The organism is Chryseobacterium sp. MYb7 (assembly GCF_002979455.1).
GTDB lineage: Bacteria > Bacteroidota > Bacteroidia > Flavobacteriales > Weeksellaceae > Chryseobacterium.
Map to the genome: position 1 here is coordinate 30,520 of NZ_PCOU01000026.1, position 18,924 is coordinate 49,443.

Genomic DNA, 18,924 nt, shown 5'->3' on the forward strand with positions numbered 1-18,924 from the left:
ATTTTGATTATTTTGATGGTACAAAGTTGGGATATTTTCACATTGGCGTGTTTGCTTGAATCAATCTGAAATTTGCAAAATTCAAATCACGAGCGAAATTCCATGGGAGTAAATGAAGTCTTTCTTTTAAAAAAGTTGGAAAAATGGGCTATTTCTTCAAAACCCAGTGCATAAGAAACTTCCGAAACGTTCCATTTGGTCTGTCTTAAGAGAATCTTAGCTTCCTGGATAATACGGTCAGAAATAAATTCAGTTGTTGTTTTTCCGGTACTCTCCTTTAATTTTTTATTCAAATAATTGACATGAACTGCTAATCTGTCGGCATAATCTTTTGCTGTTTTCAGCTGTAATCTCTGATCTGAGGACTCAATTGGAAACTGTCTTTCAAGGAGTTCAATAAACAATGACACTACTCTTAGCGAGGCATCATTGGAGGCTGAAAGTTTTGCGGCAGGCTGCAATTTCTGTCCATAATGAATCAATTCCAGTACATAATTTCTAATCAGGTCATATTTGAAAATATAATCTGAAACTATTTCCTTTTTTATTTTTGCAAAAAGAATTTCTATTTCATCTGCCAGTTCATCCTCAATTTCAAACACAGGAATATTACCCGGCTGAAAAATGGGCAGATCTTCTAATGAAAACCGGGATTGCGCCTTGATAAAAAAATCTTCTGTAAACACACAGAAACTTCCCGACTGATCAGGATCTTCCGGCACCCAGTGATAAGGAACTTTTGGGGTAGCAAACAATAAAGCATTTTTTTCAACGGTAATGATTTTATCTGCATATTCCGCCCTGTTTTTCCCTCTTATAAGGCTTATTTTGTAGTATTTCCTCCTGTTATAAGGCATTTCTGAAGTAGTTCTCACTCTTTCAATGGTCTGCTTTATATCAAAAACATTAAAGTGTCCGATATCTTTATGAAGTCCTTTTGGAAAAATACTTTCGAGGTCTTTTCCCAGTTTGGCAGCCATCTCTTTATAGAAATCTTCCAGTGAGGTATGTGCTACTTTTTCCATTGCAGATGATTTGTAAAATTCAAATATACGAACTTATGAAATAGCTTGCTTTAAATAGGTTACAGATTGCTCGCCAGAATTCCAAACTCTTTCTTAAAAGCAAATGAAAAATGGGATAAATCCTCAAATCCTAAATCAATGTAAATATCTGAAGGCCTCTGTTTTTTTTCTTCGATCAGAAATCTGGCTTCCTGTAAACGCCTTTTGACCAGCCAGCGGTTGGGTGTTTCGTTGAATATTTTTTTAAAATCTCTTTTAAAAGCAGACAAACTACGTCCGGTAAGGAATGCAAAACGTTCCAGATTAACATTAAATTTATAGTTTTTCTGCATAAATTCTTCCAGATCCAGCCGTCCGGGAATAGCAAAGTCAAACAAAACGTCTGATAATTCGGGATGCAGCTGTAACAGAATGAGCAATAATTCTTCTCTTTTTAAGTCTGAAAATGCATTATTTATTTGCCCAGATTCTGTATAATAAGGTTCCAGTGAAAGCAGAAAACTATTGATCAGCGGATCTTTTTTAATGGGAATAAAAGCATTTTTGGACTCGTGATTCTGAAAAGAGAGACTGTGTTTTTTATGAAAGTTCATCAAAAACTGTTCATCAAACATAAAAATAACTTTTTCAAATTCGTTATTGTCTTTCTGTTTGTTATAACGAGCCAGGCGGTTTTTGCGTACAATACAGCTGTCACCAGGTTTTAAAACATAATGTTTATTACCGTCATATCCGTTCATTGTTCCTTTGGCCAGAAACAAAAAGAAATGTTCAGCTATAAATTGTTCCGGTGAAACTACAGGACCTACGAAACAGGATTTTATCTCAGTTATTTTCATTGTTCATCATTTTATAGTTTTCCACCATTGTTTAAACAACTGTGTACTTTCATCCAGCCTTACCTTTTCACCAATCATAGGAGTGGCAAGACGATACTGTTTTCTTTGTGACAGTGCAGAAATACGTTCTAAAGGTTCATTCCACGGGTGTCTTGCCAGGGTAAATTTGGAATGATGAACAGGCAGCATATTTTTCGCTTTTAATTCTGTAGTTGCCAATGCTACTTCTTCAGGCAATTCATGTACAGACTGCCATGCTTTATTGTATTGGCCGCACTCCATGATTGCCCAATCGATTGCAGGATATTTTGCAGCAATCTTTTTAAAACGATCGCTATACCCGCCATCTCCGCTGTAATATACATTCATAGCAGGAGCCTGAATGAAAAATGAGAGCCATAGGGCTTGTGAGCTTTTAAAACCTCTCCCTCCGTCATGATGAGTACTCTCAGCAAAAATGGTAAAATCTGGTTTCACCTGTACTTTTTCACCCCAGTCTTTCTCAATGATCTGCTGCTTAGTATATCCCCATCGTTCATAATGAGCTCCGGCTCCCAACCCGCAAACAACATATTTTACTTTTCGCTGTAATGCAGTTACAGTTTCATAATCAAGATGATCATAATGGTCATGTGAGAGCAGCATGTAATCAATCTCAGGTATATCATCTGCTGTATAAATATCACTTCCCTTGTAAGCAGTTACTCCCCAAGGCAATGGTGATGCTTTTCCACTAAAAATAGGGTCTACTAAAATTTTCACTCCGTTTAGCTGTAAAAAGAAGGAAGAATGCCCGAACCATACTATTAAATTTTCGTGGGCAGGAATTGCTTTCAGGTCCGTTTTTATAGATGGAAGTACATCAAGAGGCTCTGTATGAGGAAACTCTTTCGTAAGGGATGTCCATATTTCTCCTACCATGCTATACCCTTTGGTAATTGTAGGTTTTTCTTCCAGATTTCTAAACTTTCCTTCTTTATAATGGGGTGATTTTTTGATCAATTCCAGCCTTTCTCCTTCTGGTAACGCCCCAAACTGAGGTTTTTTCATATAAAACCAGGTTATAAAAATCATAATCAGGGCAAGGGATAGAACGGCAATTAATGTCCTTTTTACTATTTTTAAAAATGTCTTCATCGGGCTGATATTTTAATATCTTTCACTTCCAGAACAGCTTTAGGATAACCTTTGGAAACGCAGTGAATCATTGCTAATCCCACTTCTTCCATTTTGCAGATCCAATCAGGAAATATAAGGTACCACAACGGTGATATTGCATCAAAAATACGGTAAATAAAACGAACATTCTTCTGTTCTTTTACAGGCCTCATGAATCCGGGACGAAAATTATACACTGCTTTAAAAGGGAGTTTAAGCAAAGCGTTTTCCGTGCGTCCTTTTACTCTTGCCCACACTACTTTCCCTTGTTCAGTACTGTCAGTACGGTTTCCTGAAACATAGATAAAAACCATGGAGGAATTTATTTCGGATAAGGTTTCTGCAAACGGAACAACAAAATCATAGGTTTTTCTGGTAAAAGTTTCTTCTGTTTCGCCTACAGAACTTGCTCCTGCACAAAACAAGCAAGCATCATATCCGCTCAGTTCAGAAGCATAGTTTTTGATTTCTGAAAAATCTTTTACTATCAATTCTTTCAGCTTATTGTGCTTATGATTAATTGGTTTTCTGCTGATGCTTACAACTTCTGTTACTTCCGGATTTTCCAGACAAACCAGTAAAACTCCTTCACCTACAAGTCCTGTTGCTCCTGTAATAATAACTTTCATTTTTTTAAATCTGATTAAATTTAATTAAACTTTCTGCTGCTGCCAAAATAGCTTCGTCGGCCTTTCTGGGTTTCCACCCCAAGAGTTTTATAGCTTTTTCACTGCTTGCTCTTTTTACCAGTCCTAAGTGTGGAACAATCATTTCCAATTTTGGATTAAAAATAGCGAGCAACCTAATGAGCCAATTGGGTAATTCTTTTGTGGGAGCTTTCTCTGCAGCTTTTCCTAATTTCTTTCTGAGAATAGCCGCCACTTCCAACATAGAAAGTGCTTCTCCTGATACCGCAATAAAGCGCTGGCCGTTTGCTTCAGGCATACTAAGGGCTTTAAGATGCAGATCTGCAACATCACGAACGTCTACAAATCCTGTAATCAGCTTGGGACAGCCTTTCATTTCTCCATTGAGCATTTGTTTTATGAGCTGAATAGAATGGGCATAATCATTCGATAAAACAGGTCCCATTACCGTTGTTGGATTCACTACAGATAGTTCCATCCCATTGCCTTCATTTTGGATAAAATCCCACGCCGCTTTTTCCGAAATGGTTTTAGAGCGTTGATAAGGAGCAACCGTGTCATTAAGTACGGTCCAGTCTTCTTCTGTATAGGGTGTATTTTTCCAGGTTCCATAGCTTACCGCTCCAAATGCTGAAGTGAGCACTACTCTTTTAACCCCTGCTTTTTTTGCAGCTCTCAATACAAACAACACTCCGTTTTTGGCAGGAATGACAAAATCATCTTCTGTTTTGGCGTTGGTATGAGGAGTGGGTGAAGCAGTATGAATAACATATTGACAGCCATCTGCTGCTTTTTCCCAGCTTTTTTCGTCTTCTAAATCCGCTTTTGCAAATGATAAATCTTCAAAAGACAATATTCCTCCTTCTTTCAACATTTGTTTTACCAGTTCGCTTTTCTCCAAAGAACGAAGTGAAGCTCTTACTTTATATCCATTGTTAAGCAGGGCAATTATGCAATAGCAGGCTATGAAACCTGAACCTCCTGTTACCAAAACGGTTTCTTTATTTTCCATTTTCTACAATATTAGTAAGACAAATTTCCAAAATAAAACTTTTTATCACTGTGTTGAAAAGTCCATTTTAATTGTGCTGAAAGGTTCAATAACCTATTAATATCAATTTGAAATTAATTACCAATCTTACCATACATTATTAAAATATTTCTTCATTTTATATAAACATAGTGATATAATTCATTTATTTTTATTATTTTCGTTAAAACCAAATCATTAAAAATCAAACCTATGAAAAATCAAATCAATCAAATCGGAAAAAAACTGAACAAAAAACAATTAAGAGTCATTACTGGTGGAAAAGAAATGTGTCTGCTTCCAGATTTAACATGTAAGAAGTTTTCTTTTGCTTGTGCAGAGCTACAATGCCAGCCAGGTATTGAATTGTAATCTATAAAAAAACTAAACCATAAAAACTTTAACTAATGAGAAAACAACATTTAAACAATGGGAAGAAACTCAATAAAAAAGAGTTGAAAACCATTAAAGGTGGAGTAAAGATATGCAGTATACAGAATGGAACTATATGTACACAAATTCATCCATCATGCTATGAACCGCAGTGCCGAACTGGTCAGCCAAATCTAACATGTACAGATATAGTTGGCAACTGTGTTATTGTCTCCATAAGCTGCATAGAGCCAAAATGCCGATTCGAAACAGGTATCTAGCTTTAAAAATAAAACAAAAGAACTGTTCTCTGATTTCAGGGAGCAGTATTTTTATCAACAGCATTTGTTTCGAACTTCAAATAAGAAATATAGATGCTGTAAGTACACGCAAAAAGCGCTCCCAAATACATGGAAGCGCTTTTTATTATAACGAACTTTAATATTTTCTTATACGTTGAATCTGAAGTGCATGATGTCCCCATCCTGTACAATATATTCTTTACCTTCTACAGATAGCTTTCCGGCTTCTTTTATCTTTACTTCAGAACCGTACGTGATATAATCATTATACTTGATTACTTCTGCACGGATAAATCCTTTTTCAAAGTCTGTGTGGATTACTCCTGCAGCCTGTGGAGCTGTCCACCCCTGTCCGATAGTCCAAGCTCTTACTTCTTTTACTCCTGCAGTGAAATAGGTCTGAAGTTTTAAAAGATCATATGCTTTTCTGATCAAACGGTTAACTCCCGGCTCAGTAAGACCTAACTCATCAAGAAAAATTTCTCTTTCTTCAAAAGTTTCAAGTTCATTGATATCTGCTTCAATTTGCGCTGCTAATACTACCACTTCAGCTCCTTCATTCTTAGCCATTTCTTCAATCTTACCAATCCAGTCATTTCCATTCTTGATAGAATTTTCGTCTACATTACAAACGTAAAGAACCGGCTTATTGGTCAACAACTGAACTTCTCCGATAACTGATTTCGCAAAATCATCAACAGCAAATTCTCTTGCATTTTTACCATCTTCTAAGAATTTCTGTAAATTCTGAAGGGTTTCATAAGTAAGGATATCTTCTTTCTTCCCTGACTTGATGAATTTTTTAGCTTTCTCAACTGCTTTTCCTACGGTTTCAAGGTCTTTAAGCTGAAGCTCTATATCGATAATTTCTTTATCTCTTAACGGATCTACAGAACCTTCTACGTGAACGATATTTCCATTGTCAAAACATCTTAAAACGTGAATAATAGCTTCACACTCACGGATATTAGCCAGGAACTGGTTCCCCAATCCTTCTCCTTTGCTGGCTCCTTTTACAAGACCTGCAATATCAACAATCTCAACTACAGCTGGTAAAACTCTCTCAGGTTTTACGATTTTCTCCAGTTCAAACAATCTTTGATCCGGTACAGATACTGTTCCAAGGTTCGGCTCAATAGTACAGAAAGGATAGTTTGCTGATTGAGCTTTTGCATTACTCAAACAGTTAAAAAGTGTTGATTTACCTACATTCGGCAGGCCTACGATTCCACATTTCATATTGTAAAATTCAAAGTTTAAGGTTTAGGAGCAACCCAAGGTATTCTCAACTTTAAACATTGAACTCAGAACCTTGAATTACGAGTGTGCAAAGATAGTGATTTTTGAGGGAGTTTCATAATAAAAAAATCTGCCAATATTCTGACAGATTTTCAAAAGGTTTGTATTCACCGGATATTTTATGGATTGTTTCCCGTGGCATTCTGAGCCAGCGGAACATCATTCGGTGCTTCCTGTAAAGTTTTATCTAAAGTAAATAAAGATTCGTCAGTAGCTCTGTCACCTCCTGCAATTTTCAATTTATCTATTAAATTCTGAGCCAGTGTTTCTTCCTCAATCTGCTCCTGCACAAACCACTGCATAAAATTCCAGGTTGCCCAGTCTTTTTCTTCCATAGAAAGATCTACAATGTTGTAAATAGCAGTTGTATTATCCACTTCATGTTTAAAAACACCATCAAAACATGCCGTGAGTGTTTTGGGGTCAGCCGGAGGAGCTGGAATAGCGTTTACTTTTGGTTTTCCGCCTCGGTTTAAAATGTATTCCATGAATTTGATGGAGTGATTTCTTTCTTCCTGAGAATGTCTGTAAAGAAAATTGGCAATTCCCTGATAGCCTTTGTCATCTGCCCAAATTCCATACGATAAAAAAATGTGTGATGCGTGAATTTCTTTGTTCATCTGGTCACTAAGTGCTTTTTCCATTTTTGCGGAAAGTCTTTTAGTATTCATAATGTTATATTTTGGTGATTATAGAATGAATCATGCAAAAACAGTTCCGATAAGATTATTATTTTATACCAAATCTCAAAACAAGCTTTAAAACACATCTGTATTTCAATAATTTAAGTTGATAATTTATAGTTATTCTAAAATAAAAACCAGCTCTTTTTCGAGAACTGGTTTTTAAAATTATGATTCAGATTGCTTCGCCTTTTGTTTCGCAATGATAATTTTTTGCTTTTTGTCCAAAATGCTATTTAATTTTTCTGGCTGTATAATCACTTTCATTTCCTAATCTGTCGATGGCTTTAATGGCAACAGCATTCAGTTTTTTTCCATCTTTAAATTTAGGAATGTCTTTTGAAAGGGTATCCAATGTTAAGATTTCGGTCTGCCAAACTCCATTGTATTGTGTGAAAAGAGTCCATAGGAAGACATCAGCAGCATTTTTTGTACTCCAGTTTGTCTGTGCAAAGCTCCCATTATCCGTAATGAATAAGGTAGGAGTCCGCAATGGTACAGCTTTGATCCATGGGGATTTCGGAACCAATGCTTTTTCACTGTATGGTCCGCTTTTCAAAGCAGGAAGCATGTTCGGGTTTTTGGTAAGCCCGGCAATACTCCAGTGAATTTCTCCGGCATCATTTTTCAGGATATTTCTGGAAATAGCAATCTGGTTTTTGATTTCTGTCGGACGGTCTGAGACTTTAATCTCAACAGTATTCAATCCCGGCCATAAGTGACGGTTCATTGTATTTTCAGACTGCCACCAGCTTAACAGGGCTTCAAAGCTTTGTCCCTTGGAGTCAATAGGCCAGTAAAGCTGTGGTGAGAAATAATCTACCCAGCCTTTATTTAACCATAGTTTTGCATCTGCATATAATTCGTCATATTGAGAGGAACCTACAATTCCTGCAGGATATCCGGGTTTCCATATTCCGAACGGGCTGATCCCGAATCTTACATTATTTTTTTCTGCGTGAATTTCTTTATAGATTCTTTCTACAAATTTATTCACGTTATCTCTTCTCCAATCTGCTCTGGATAATGTACCTCCGCTGCTTACATAAGCATTCCATGTTGCATTATCTGGGAAATCTGCTCCTTTATTGTAGGTAGCATAGGGATAGAAATAGTCATCAAAGTGAACAGCATCAATATCGTATCTTTTTACAATATCTTTCACCACATTAGATACGTGGCCTTGTGTTTTCGGATTAGCCGGATCAAACCAGTACATTCCGTTCTTTAATCTTATCACAATATCAGACAGCTTATTGGCCATTGACAGGCTATTCACAGCACCGCCGTTGGTGTGGTGTGCACGGTAAGGATTTAACCAAACATGGAGTTCTAAGCCTCTTTTATGAGCTTCTTCAATCCAAAACTGAAGCGGGTCATAATTTGGAGAAGGAGCAGTTCCAGTTTGCCCGGTAAGGAAGTAAGACCATGGTTCAATGTTACTTGTATAAAGTGCATCCGCAGAAGGTCTGATCTGGAAAATAGCAGCGTTGAAATTGTTGTCTTTCAACATATCAAGCATGCTGATTGCTTCTGCTTTTTGTTGATCCACCGTAAGGTCATTTCTTGAAGGCCAGTTGATATTGGCTACACTCGCAATCCATGCACCACGAAACTCTCTTTTGATTTCCGGAAGGTTGGTTATGAAATTTTCATCAGTTGAGGCAGTAGTTCCTGTAGTTGGTTTTGTTGTTACGACAGGTACTTTTGGTGGAGTTGTATTGTTGGTGGGTTTTGTCGGGTTCTTTGTGGAAGGTGTTTTTACAACATTATTCTGTACAGAACATGAGGTGGTGTAAGAAGCAAAGAAGCCCAATAAAACGATAAGTTTTAATTTATTCATTCTCATAGTCACAAAACTACATTAAAATTTATTTTTATTCTTAGAGATTATTATGCCAAAATAAGCATTTTAATGGGTTGGCATAGAAAAAAAGCCCCGAAAATCGAGGCTTTATTATATTTTAAGAATTTGAGATTATGCTTTCGCTCCTCTTTCAACTCTTTTTCTTTCTTCTTCAGAAAGGATTTTCTTTCTCATACGGATGAAATTTGGAGTTACCTCGATCGCTTCATCACCCTGGATGTATTCCATACACTCTTCAAGAGAGAATAAGATTTTTGGAGCAACACCTGTATCTTTATCTTTTCCTGAAGCTCTCATGTTGTTCAACTGTTTTGCTTCTACGATGTTTACTACCAAGTCTCCTGGTTTGTTTTGTTCACCAATGATCATTCCTGTGTAGATTTCTTCACCCGGATCAACAAAGAACTTACCTCTATCCTGTAATTTAGCAATAGAATATTCTGTAGCAGGACCTGTAGTTTTGCTGATCAAAACACCATTGTTTCTTCCAGGGATAGTTCCTTTGAAAGGCTTATATTCTGTGAAACGGTGTGCCATAATAGCTTCACCAGCAGTAGCTGTTAACATTTGAGAACGTAGTCCGATTAAACCTCTTGAAGGAATTTCGAACTCCATGTGCTGCATTTCACCTTTAGTTTCCATAATGTGAAGGTCACCTTTTCTCTGAGTAGCCAAGTCGATTACTCTTGAAGCAAATTCTTCAGGAACGTCAACAACCAAAGATTCATAAGGCTCACATTTTTCACCGTCAATTTCTTTGAAGATAACCTGCGGCTGACCGATTGTCATTTCATACCCTTCTCTTCTCATTGTTTCAATCAAAACAGATAAGTGAAGAATACCTCTACCGAATACAAGGAATGTATTGGCATCGTCAGTCTGCTGAACTCTTAATGCAAGGTTTTTCTCTAATTCTTTTGTTAATCTTTCTTTCAGGTGGTTAGAAGTAACATATTTACCGTCTTTACCGAAGAAAGGTGAGTTGTTGATAGAGAACGTCATGTTTAGCGTAGGCTCATCAATTGCCGTTCTTTCCAATGGTTCAGGATTTTCAAGATCTACGAAAGAATCACCGATCTGGAAAGCATCGAAACCTACTACAGCACAGATATCTCCAGCTTTTACTTCAGTTACTTTTTTCTTTCCTAATCCTTCGAAAACGTAAAGTTCTTTTACTTTTCCTTTTATAATTTTACCTTCTGCCTGAGCAAGACCAATCCACTGAGATTCTTTGATCTCACCTCTTGTTACTTTCCCGATTGCAATTCTTCCTAAGAAAGAAGAGAAGTCAAGAGAAGTAATCTGCATCTGAAGATTTCCTTCTGTAACTTTCGGTTCTGGAACATATTGTAAAATACCATCCAATAATGGTAAAATATCTTCAGTCTGCTCTAATGAAGTGTTGAACCAACCTTGTTTTGAAGATCCATAGAATGTAGGGAAATCCAATTGCTCTTCTGTAGCCTCAAGGTTGAAGAACAAGTCGAATACTTTATCATGAACTTCGTCCGGACGACAGTTTGGTTTATCTACTTTATTGATCACCACTAATGGTCTCAATCCTAATTCCAATGCTTTCTGTAGTACGAATCTTGTTTGTGGCATTGGTCCTTCGAACGCATCCACCAACAAAATAACCCCATCAGCCATTTTCAATACTCTTTCTACTTCTCCACCAAAATCGGCGTGACCGGGAGTATCAATTACGTTAATTTTTGTGTCTTTATAAGTAACAGAAATATTCTTGGATAAGATGGTGATCCCTCTTTCTCTTTCAAGATCGTTGTTATCCATAATTAACTCCCCACTCTCCTGATTTTCTCTGAAAATGTTGGTAGCGTGAATGATCTTATCAACCAAAGTCGTCTTTCCGTGGTCAACGTGTGCGATAATCGCAATATTTCTAATGTTTTGCATAAAAGATTTTTACGGGTGCAAAAGTAGTGAATTTTAATGAAAAAATATTTAGTTATACAAATATTTAATATTTTGTTTAAAATACTTATTGCCAGGATCATAAAAAAAGAGTGTTCAAAAAACACTCTTTAAACTATCTATATGCAGATCTGTACTTCGCATGGATCTACTGCAGGCGGTTCTCCACATATAATGTCGAATTCACCGCAATTGCTGGAGAATCCGGTTCCCCACCCCCATTTCACTATACATGTATCAGCATCTTTACATCTTACCATTCCTTTTGCAATTCCTCCCTGAACTAATTTCATCTCAGTTCTGGAAATTTTTCTAAGATTTCTCATGTTGTTTTGTTTATTTGTTATTAGCCTGATAAAAATAAAAAAAAATACAATAACAAAGTATGTTATTAAAATATTTAACATTCACTATCAATGTCTTAACAATCTGTAAAACAAAACCAGGTCTATCAGCACAACCAATACAAATTTCATGAGAAAAGATTTTTTGGAAACTTTATGATTGAAGAGAATCATTCCGGCAGTGGCTCCTATAAATCCACCCAACAGAGAAATTCCTAAAAGGGTATTTTCGGAAATTCGCCATTGATGCTTTTTGGCCTGCCATTTATCAAAACCAAAAGCACCTAATGCAAGCACGTTTATTATCAACAGAAAAGGAATCATTCTTCATTTAATTTGCCGCAAAAATAGAGCTTAATTTATAGAAGATAATTAAACTTATTAAAATGTTCAATATTTTTAAACCGTTAAGAATGTATTTAAGAAGTATAGTTAAGATTAATCATTCTGATTTTTTTAAGCTTACAATGAAGATTATTTAATATGATCTTAATGTTTTAAATTTGCTCTTTTAAAAATAAATCAATGACAGTACACGATCTGGTGGGAAGTTACTCTATTGAAGGGAGTAACCAGGAGGAATCTTCTCTGCCAACTTATCATGGTATATTAACCTTATCTGTTGATGAAAATAACCGCATTATTGCTCAGTGGATGATTGGTGAACATCAGCAAAACGGAACAGGATTCTATAAAGATCAAATTTTAGTGATCAATTTCAACTATGAAGGTGAAGATCATACAATTTATAAAGGAGTTGCGGTATACCGCTGCCTGAATAAGGATGTGCTGGATGGATTTTGGTCTGAGAAACACGGCAACCCTTTGTATCTTGGGAGTGAATACTGTGAGAGAATTCAGCATTCAAAGATTTTGAATTAATTTCTTTTGGATTAAATAAAAAAGCTGCCCTCATGAAGGCAGCTCAGTAGTTATTAAGATTTAAATAACTTATTTTTTAGCTTTTACATCGATAGCAATCTCGATATCTTTGCTGATCATCCATTCTGCAGGATCTGCTTCAGAAGTACCGAATTTAAGTCCCCAATCTGCTCTGTTTACAGTAAATTTAGCCTGAATAGCTGCTGAGTTTTCAGCAACGTCTACTTTAGCAGGGAAAGTAACATTCATTGTTTTTCCTGATAATGTAAGGTTTCCGCTTACTGTTTTATTAGCTCCTGCTACAGCATCTTTTGGTGCTTCTTTCAAATCTGTAACACTTGTAATTTTGAAATCTGAAGTAGGGTTTTTCGCTACATCAAAGAAATCAGGATTTTTAAGGTGCGCCTCAAGATCTGCCGGTTTTTTATCTTTTTCTGTTACTGAAGCCGGATCTACTTTGATAGAATTCATATCGATTACAAAGTTTCCAGCTGCAACTTGTCCTCCATCAATGCTAAGATCTCCAGACTTTACGGTAAGAGTTCCCCAACGTGGAGCCATACCTCCTTTGTGGAAAGCTTTCCAGTTTACTACTGAACCTACTGTATCTACTGCCAGTGTTTCACCTTTGCTTTCTGCTACGGTTTGTTCCTGAGCGGTAGCTGCAGTTTCTGCCGTTTTTCCTTTATCACATGATGCCAAAAGCAATCCTACTCCTACTAATGCAATTACGCTAATTTTTTTCATATTGAACTGTTTTAAAAAGTTTATTGAAATTTTGTTGTTTTCGGGTACAAAAATAGAAAAACCTGCTTTGCATCATCTTAACATATATCAAGAAATGACTTTTTTTGTTTTTTTATTGATGGTGTAAATTTATAATTCTCAGTTTTCTTGATGTAAATGTATAAAATTATTAAATTTTTCAATACAAAGAACTGTAAAATACACTTTTAGCATTTACTTAAGTCTTAGCTTTATTGTTTTATAATTTTCATTATTCCAGATCATAATAAAAATGTAATTTTGGCGCTTTGTAGGAAAAACGCAAATTTTAATGGAATATGTCAAAAAAACTAATAACACTCTTAGCAATAAGCGCCATCTATTGCCTTCATGCACAAACCAAGGCTGAAGAAGCTCTTAAAACATTTGAACAAAAATATCCTCAGGAAAAAATACATCTATTACTGGACAAAAGCAGTTATACAGCAGGGGAAAACCTGTGGTTTAAGTCTTTTGTATTTGATGGCTATACTACCTCTACTATTTCCACTACCCTTTTTGTAGAGCTGTATGACAGTAATAAAAATCAGATCAGCAAAAAATTAATTCCATTAATTAACGGAGAAGGAAGTGGTAACATTTCTCTTGCAAGTTCTTTAAAAGAGGATGTTTACTATATCAGGGCTTATACCAGCTGGATGGCCAATTTTAATGAGGATTTCCAACTTATAAAGCCTATTGTTGTTTACAATCCTTCGTCTCCTGAGAAATTAATAGCCAATCCAACTTCCTGGGCTGCTTCAGCATATCCAGAAAGCGGTAGTTTTATCGATGGAATTACTACAAAAGTTGCGGTAAGGCTACAATCCAATGGAACAGTTCCTTCTGAGTGGGAAGGCTATATTGTGGAGTCTGATAATCCTGACACAAAAATCACAACATTTAAAGGGCTTGACCCAAATATTGGATTATTTACGATCACCCCTAAAGCCGGAAAAAAATATCAATTGATTGTTCAGGATAAAAATGGGCAAAAACAGAACATTCTGCTTCCTGAAGTCTCTACATCCGGGATCAACCTACAGGTAACAAGTGATAAAGACCATGTAAAATATACAATAAAGGCTAAAAATCAGCCTCAGGATTCGCAATATTATACTGTTTTAGGAACCATCAACAATCAGCTTGTTTATAAGGCTAAGATTAACAAAATCAATAATGAAACTCAATATTCTATTTCCAACAATCAACTAGTTAGTGGAATTTTGCAGCTTACCGTTTTTGATGATAAAGAGAATGTTGTTTCCAACAGACTTGCTTTTGTGCAGCCTCAGCTATTACAGTTCAAACAGCCTTCACTGCAATCTGTTTCATTGAAAGATACCCCACGAAGCAGGAACTCATTTGATATTCCTAAAGACGCCAATTATTCCAACTATACCGTTTTAGTGCTTGATGCTAATACTAAAAGTACGGAAGAAGATCAAAGTTTATTAAGCTCTTTATGGCTCACCGGAGATATCACGTCATCCATTACCAATCCGACTCAATATTTTACAAAAAACCGCAATACTGAAGCATTGGATGCCTTATTGATTTCAGAAAAATGGAAACGTTTTGAGTGGAAATCTATTATGACAGGAAATTATCCGATGATCAAGTATCAACCGGAAAGTTATCTTTCATATAAAGGAAAGGTAAATATCCAAGGGAAGCCAGCTCCCAATACGGAAGTAAACTTAATTTTCGGTTCGGAGCCAGGCTCCAGAATGTCTCAGATAAAGTCTGATAACAATGGCTTTCTGACATTGAATAATCTGGTTTTTGAGGATTCAATGAAGTTTTTTTATCAGTTAAATTCTGAACCAAAGGATCTCAATAATAATTATTCTGTTTATTTCCAGCCCACATCCAATTTTGTTCCTTACAAAAAGAATCTTCCTGTAAGTTCTTACAAACTGGTTCAACGTCCGGCTGACGACAATCCTTCTAATGAGGTCAGCAGATCTCTTACAGCCCTTAATGCTCAAAAAGTGATCAGTGAGAATATCACCAATATTGAAGAAATTAAATTAAAGGGAGAAGTAAAGAATAAGACTAAAAAATTAAATGACGAGCTGAGCAGCCCACGATTCAAAAGTATGAATGAGCAGGTTTTTGATTTTGTAAATGACTCAACAATGGTAACTTCAACTAATATTCTGAAGTGGTTACAGGGAAGAGTGGCAGGTTTAACAATTCAAATGCAGCGTGGTAGCTACACGGCATCCCTAAGAGGAGCGGAAGTAGGTATCTATCTTGACGAAATGCTTGTTGATCCCAGCCAGGTAGACAATATTTCTACATCAGACATTGCTATGGTAAAAGTGATTAAAGGATTTTTCGCAGGTGGTTTTAGTGGTGGTGGTAACGGAGCCATCGCAATTTATAGCCGTCGAGGTGCTTCTTCCGATAGAATTGTGTCATCAAAATTAAGACAGATTACCTTAACCGGATATGACAAAGAAGCCCCATTTGAAAGCCCAGATTATGGTAATGAAAAATTTAAAGGTGTTGCTCAGGATACCCGAAGTGTTCTTTACTGGAATTCTTTTCTTGAAGCACAGCCTGAAGAATCATCTAAGGTACAGTTTTACAACAATGATGATGCAAAAAAATATAAAGTAATCATCATGGGATATGATAAAAGCAATGATACTCCGCTTTATTATAATGAGGTCCTTCCTTAATTAATCTAAAATCTATGATACAGCCTGATTGCATTTTATTGCAATCAGGCTTTTTTATGCAGTAAGCACTCTACATTCACCTTTTCTATTTCCTGGAAATTCCGTACCTTAGGATTCCATAATCTACTGATTTTGTCTTTACTTACATCTCACAGATTATTCCATAAAACTTCAATTACCAAATTCAAAAAAAATGAATCAGCAACTATTCGAAAAAGTAGACCATTACATTAGTAATCTGGTAGCACCTGAAGACCATTTTCTCCAAGAAACAATTCAGTCTTTAGATGATGCTTCCATGCCTCAAATCAGTATAACTCCTACGCAAGGCAAGTTTTTGCAGGTTATGATGCGTATGTGTAAAGCCAAGCGTGTATTAGAATTAGGCACTTTAGGAGCCTACAGCACTATTTGGATGGCAAGAGCGATTCCTGCAGACGGTAAGGTTATCACTATAGAATACGACCCTCACCATGCTGATATTGCCAGCCGGAATATTGCAAAAGCAGGACTTTCTGATCAGATTGATCTTCGGGTTGGCAAAGCGATGGATCTATTAAAAGAACTTATTGCAAAGAATGAAGAAGCTTTTGATTTTATTTTTATTGATGCCGATAAACCACCTTACACCGAATATTTTGAATTAGCACTTAAGCTTTCACATTCTGGGACAGTGATTGTTTGTGATAATATAATCAGGGAAGGTAAAGTGCTGGACGAAAATACAAGTGATGAAAGAGTGAAAGGTGTACAGCGTTTTAATAAAATGCTGGCCAGCAATCCAAAAGTTACCGCTACTATTATGCAAACAGTGGGAGCAAAAGAATATGACGGAATGTCAATTGCTGTTGTCAATTGATTTGAGACCGTAATTTTGGGCAATAAAAAATATTTTTAAAGGTGGGGAAACTCACCTTTTTTCTTTATAAAAATCTTATTTTAGCTATCCGAAAACAGAACAATGACGACCGTAGAATTTATACAGAAACAGCTCAATATTTCTGAAAAGAGCATCAACAATACTTTACAATTATTAGCAGAAGACTGCACCATTCCCTTTATTTCCCGTTACCGAAAAGATAAAACCGGAAATCTTGATGAAATACAGATCGAACAGATCTCCAAGATCAGCAAGCAGTTTGAAGATATTGTCAAGAGAAAAGAATCTATTTTAAAATCGATAGAAGAACAGAATGCCCTGACTCCTGAGCTTCAACAAAGAATTGAAGACAGCTTCGATATTCAGGAACTGGAAGACCTTTATCTTCCTTTCAAAAAACGTAAAAAAACAAAAGCTGATACAGCGAAGGAAAAAGGACTTGAACCTTTAGCCAGGATCATTATGAGCCAAAAGAATAACGATGTGCAGTTTTTGGCTTCAAAATACCTGAACAATGAAGTTTCCTCTGAGGAAGAAGCACTTCAGGGAGCGAGAGACATCATGGCAGAATGGATTAACGAAAACATGTACGTCCGTAAGAACCTCAGAAGGCTTTTTCAACGCAAGGCAATGGTTACCTCAAAGGTTGTAAAGGCTAAAAAAGATGAAGAAGACGCACAGAAATTCTCTCAATATTTTGAATGGGAGGAAAGTCTTAGCAGAACTCCTTCTCACAGACTTTTGGCCATGTTAAGGGCAGAAGCTGAAGGTTTTGTAAAAACAAATGTAGGAATAGACAAAGAAGAAGCCATTGACTTCATTGAAAAGGCTATAATCAAATCCAATAATGAAAGTTCTGAACAAATTTCATTGGCCATAAAGGACAGCTATAAAAGACTTCTGGAACCAGCTATTTCCAATGAAGCACTGCAGGAAGCCAAAGAAAAAGCAGATAAAAAAGCCATTGAAATTTTCTCTGAAAACTTAAGCCAGCTTCTACTAGCTCCGCCCTTAGGAGAAAAAAGGATTCTGGCAATAGATCCGGGGTACCGAAGCGGATGTAAAGTAGTTTGCCTTGATGAAAAGGGAGATTTACTGCATAATGAAACCCTCTACCCTCACGCTCCACAGAACGAAAGCGGAATGGCCATGAAAAAAATCCGTTCTATGGTAAATGCTTATAATATTGAGGCTATTTCTATTGGTAACGGAACTGCAAGCCGTGAAACCGAATTTTTCATTAAAAAGATTGCTTTTGATAAGCCTTTACAGGTATTTGTGGTATCAGAAGCAGGAGCATCTGTCTATTCTGCAAGTAAAATTGCAAGAGAAGAGTTTCCAACATATGATGTAACAGTGCGTGGAGCAGTTTCTATCGGAAGAAGACTTTCTGACCCGTTAGCAGAGCTGGTAAAGATTGATGCCAAGTCTATTGGTGTCGGACAGTATCAGCATGATGTAGATCAGACTCAATTAAAAAATGAGCTGGATTCTACGGTGATGAAATGTGTAAATTCTGTTGGAATTAATCTCAATACAGCAAGCAAATCACTGCTAAGTTATGTTTCCGGAATTGGAGAGAAGATGGCTGAAAACATCATTAATTACCGTGCTGAAAACGGAGCTTTTGAAGACAGAAAACAGCTTAAAAAAGTTCCAAGGCTTGGAGAAAAAGCTTTCCAACAGGCAGCTGCTTTTGTGAGAATTGCTAATGCTAAAAATCCACTGGATAATTCTGCCGTACATCCGGAAGCCTACGGAATTGTAGAAAAAATGGCAAAAGATTTAGGTATTAAAACCGATGAACTGATCGCCAATAAAGATAAAATAGCCATGGTAAAACCAGAAAGCTATATCACAGGGGAAATCGGAATTTTAGGAATTAAAGATATTTTAAAAGAACTTGAGAAACCTGGATTGGATCCAAGAAAAGCTGCAAAAGTATTTGAATTCGATCCAAACGTTAAAAGCATTAAAGACCTGAAAGCAGGAATGATTCTTCCGGGAATTGTCAATAACATTACAGCTTTTGGATGTTTTGTAGATCTTGGAATCAAAGAAAGCGGACTGGTCCATATTTCTCAGTTGAAAGACGGATTTGTATCAGACGTAAATGAAGTGGTAAAACTTCATCAGCACGTTCGGGTAAAGATAACGGAAGTAGATGAGGCAAGAAAAAGAGTACAACTGAGCATGATTTTGTAAT

At 36.4% G+C, this 18,924-nt stretch carries 17 protein-coding genes; 5 read left to right on the forward strand and 12 right to left on the reverse strand.

The window, feature by feature from the left end; translation table 11 throughout:
- Positions 1–86: 86 nt before the first annotated feature.
- The 5 genes from CQ046_RS18190 to CQ046_RS18210 are packed head-to-tail and all read right to left on the reverse strand — an operon-like array spanning position 87 to position 4,681.
- A complete protein-coding gene (locus tag CQ046_RS18190; RefSeq protein WP_105703645.1) occupies positions 87–1,025 on the reverse strand; it encodes a helix-turn-helix domain-containing protein in 939 nt (312 codons plus the stop codon).
- Between the two features lie 59 nt (positions 1,026–1,084).
- Positions 1,085–1,864, reverse strand: a complete 780-nt coding sequence (locus tag CQ046_RS18195; RefSeq protein WP_105703646.1) for a helix-turn-helix domain-containing protein — start codon at positions 1,862–1,864, stop codon at positions 1,085–1,087.
- Positions 1,865–1,870: 6 nt separating this feature from the next.
- On the reverse strand, positions 1,871–3,001 hold the full coding sequence (locus CQ046_RS18200) for an MBL fold metallo-hydrolase (protein WP_105703647.1): 1,131 nt from the start codon (positions 2,999–3,001) through the stop codon (positions 1,871–1,873).
- Positions 2,998–3,651: an NAD-dependent epimerase/dehydratase family protein gene (locus CQ046_RS18205; RefSeq protein ID WP_105703648.1), complete on the reverse strand. Its 654-nt coding sequence runs from the start codon at positions 3,649–3,651 to the stop codon at positions 2,998–3,000. The genes CQ046_RS18200 and CQ046_RS18205 overlap by 4 nt, the downstream gene beginning before the upstream one ends.
- Positions 3,652–3,655: 4 nt before the next feature.
- Positions 3,656–4,681, reverse strand: coding sequence for an SDR family oxidoreductase (locus CQ046_RS18210; protein WP_105703649.1), 1,026 nt, complete (start codon positions 4,679–4,681; stop codon positions 3,656–3,658).
- Positions 4,682–4,912: 231 nt separating this feature from the next.
- Here CQ046_RS18210 and CQ046_RS23680 point away from each other — a divergent pair, with 231 nt between their 5' ends.
- Complete coding sequence (locus CQ046_RS23680) at positions 4,913–5,071, forward strand: hypothetical protein (protein ID WP_165790550.1); 159 nt, start codon at positions 4,913–4,915, stop codon at positions 5,069–5,071.
- 449 nt (positions 5,072–5,520) lie between these two features.
- Here the strand turns inward: CQ046_RS23680 and ychF are convergent, their stop codons facing one another.
- The 6 genes from ychF to CQ046_RS18240 form a co-directional block, all read right to left on the reverse strand.
- Positions 5,521–6,612 carry a redox-regulated ATPase YchF gene (ychF, locus tag CQ046_RS18215; RefSeq protein WP_105703650.1) on the reverse strand — a complete coding sequence of 364 codons (1,092 nt, stop codon included), beginning with the start codon at positions 6,610–6,612 and terminating at the stop codon, positions 5,521–5,523.
- A gap of 179 nt (positions 6,613–6,791) precedes the next feature.
- A complete protein-coding gene (locus CQ046_RS18220) occupies positions 6,792–7,343 on the reverse strand; it encodes a ferritin (RefSeq protein ID WP_105703651.1) in 552 nt (183 codons plus the stop codon).
- A gap of 244 nt (positions 7,344–7,587) precedes the next feature.
- Positions 7,588–9,204 carry a glycoside hydrolase family 10 protein gene (locus CQ046_RS18225; RefSeq protein WP_105703652.1) on the reverse strand — a complete coding sequence of 539 codons (1,617 nt, stop codon included), beginning with the start codon at positions 9,202–9,204 and terminating at the stop codon, positions 7,588–7,590.
- A 129-nt stretch (positions 9,205–9,333) separates the two neighbouring features.
- Positions 9,334–11,139, reverse strand: coding sequence for a translational GTPase TypA (gene typA, locus CQ046_RS18230; protein ID WP_105703653.1), 1,806 nt, complete (start codon positions 11,137–11,139; stop codon positions 9,334–9,336).
- 137 nt (positions 11,140–11,276) lie between these two features.
- A complete protein-coding gene (locus CQ046_RS18235) occupies positions 11,277–11,483 on the reverse strand; it encodes a bacteriocin-like protein (protein ID WP_123906642.1) in 207 nt (68 codons plus the stop codon).
- Between the two features lie 87 nt (positions 11,484–11,570).
- Positions 11,571–11,825 carry a DUF1294 domain-containing protein gene (locus tag CQ046_RS18240; RefSeq protein WP_105703655.1) on the reverse strand — a complete coding sequence of 85 codons (255 nt, stop codon included), beginning with the start codon at positions 11,823–11,825 and terminating at the stop codon, positions 11,571–11,573.
- Between the two features lie 201 nt (positions 11,826–12,026).
- Between CQ046_RS18240 and CQ046_RS18245 the strand changes: the two genes are divergently transcribed.
- Positions 12,027–12,383: a hypothetical protein gene (locus tag CQ046_RS18245; protein WP_105703656.1), complete on the forward strand. Its 357-nt coding sequence runs from the start codon at positions 12,027–12,029 to the stop codon at positions 12,381–12,383.
- A gap of 69 nt (positions 12,384–12,452) precedes the next feature.
- On the opposite strand, the gene CQ046_RS18250 is transcribed toward CQ046_RS18245, so the two are convergent.
- Positions 12,453–13,130, reverse strand: a complete 678-nt coding sequence (locus CQ046_RS18250) for a YceI family protein (RefSeq protein WP_105703657.1) — start codon at positions 13,128–13,130, stop codon at positions 12,453–12,455.
- Between the two features lie 317 nt (positions 13,131–13,447).
- Here CQ046_RS18250 and CQ046_RS18255 point away from each other — a divergent pair, with 317 nt between their 5' ends.
- The 3 genes from CQ046_RS18255 to CQ046_RS18265 all read left to right on the forward strand — a co-directional run bounded on the left by CQ046_RS18255 (position 13,448) and on the right by CQ046_RS18265 (position 18,923).
- Positions 13,448–15,838: a hypothetical protein gene (locus CQ046_RS18255; RefSeq protein WP_105703658.1), complete on the forward strand. Its 2,391-nt coding sequence runs from the start codon at positions 13,448–13,450 to the stop codon at positions 15,836–15,838.
- 193 nt (positions 15,839–16,031) lie between these two features.
- On the forward strand, positions 16,032–16,697 hold the full coding sequence (locus tag CQ046_RS18260) for an O-methyltransferase (RefSeq protein ID WP_105703659.1): 666 nt from the start codon (positions 16,032–16,034) through the stop codon (positions 16,695–16,697).
- 102 nt (positions 16,698–16,799) lie between these two features.
- The gene (locus tag CQ046_RS18265; protein WP_105703660.1) at positions 16,800–18,923 is read left to right on the forward strand and encodes a Tex family protein; all 2,124 of its coding nucleotides are present in this window, start codon (positions 16,800–16,802) and stop codon (positions 18,921–18,923) included.
- The last annotated feature ends 1 nt before the right edge of the window (position 18,924 follow it).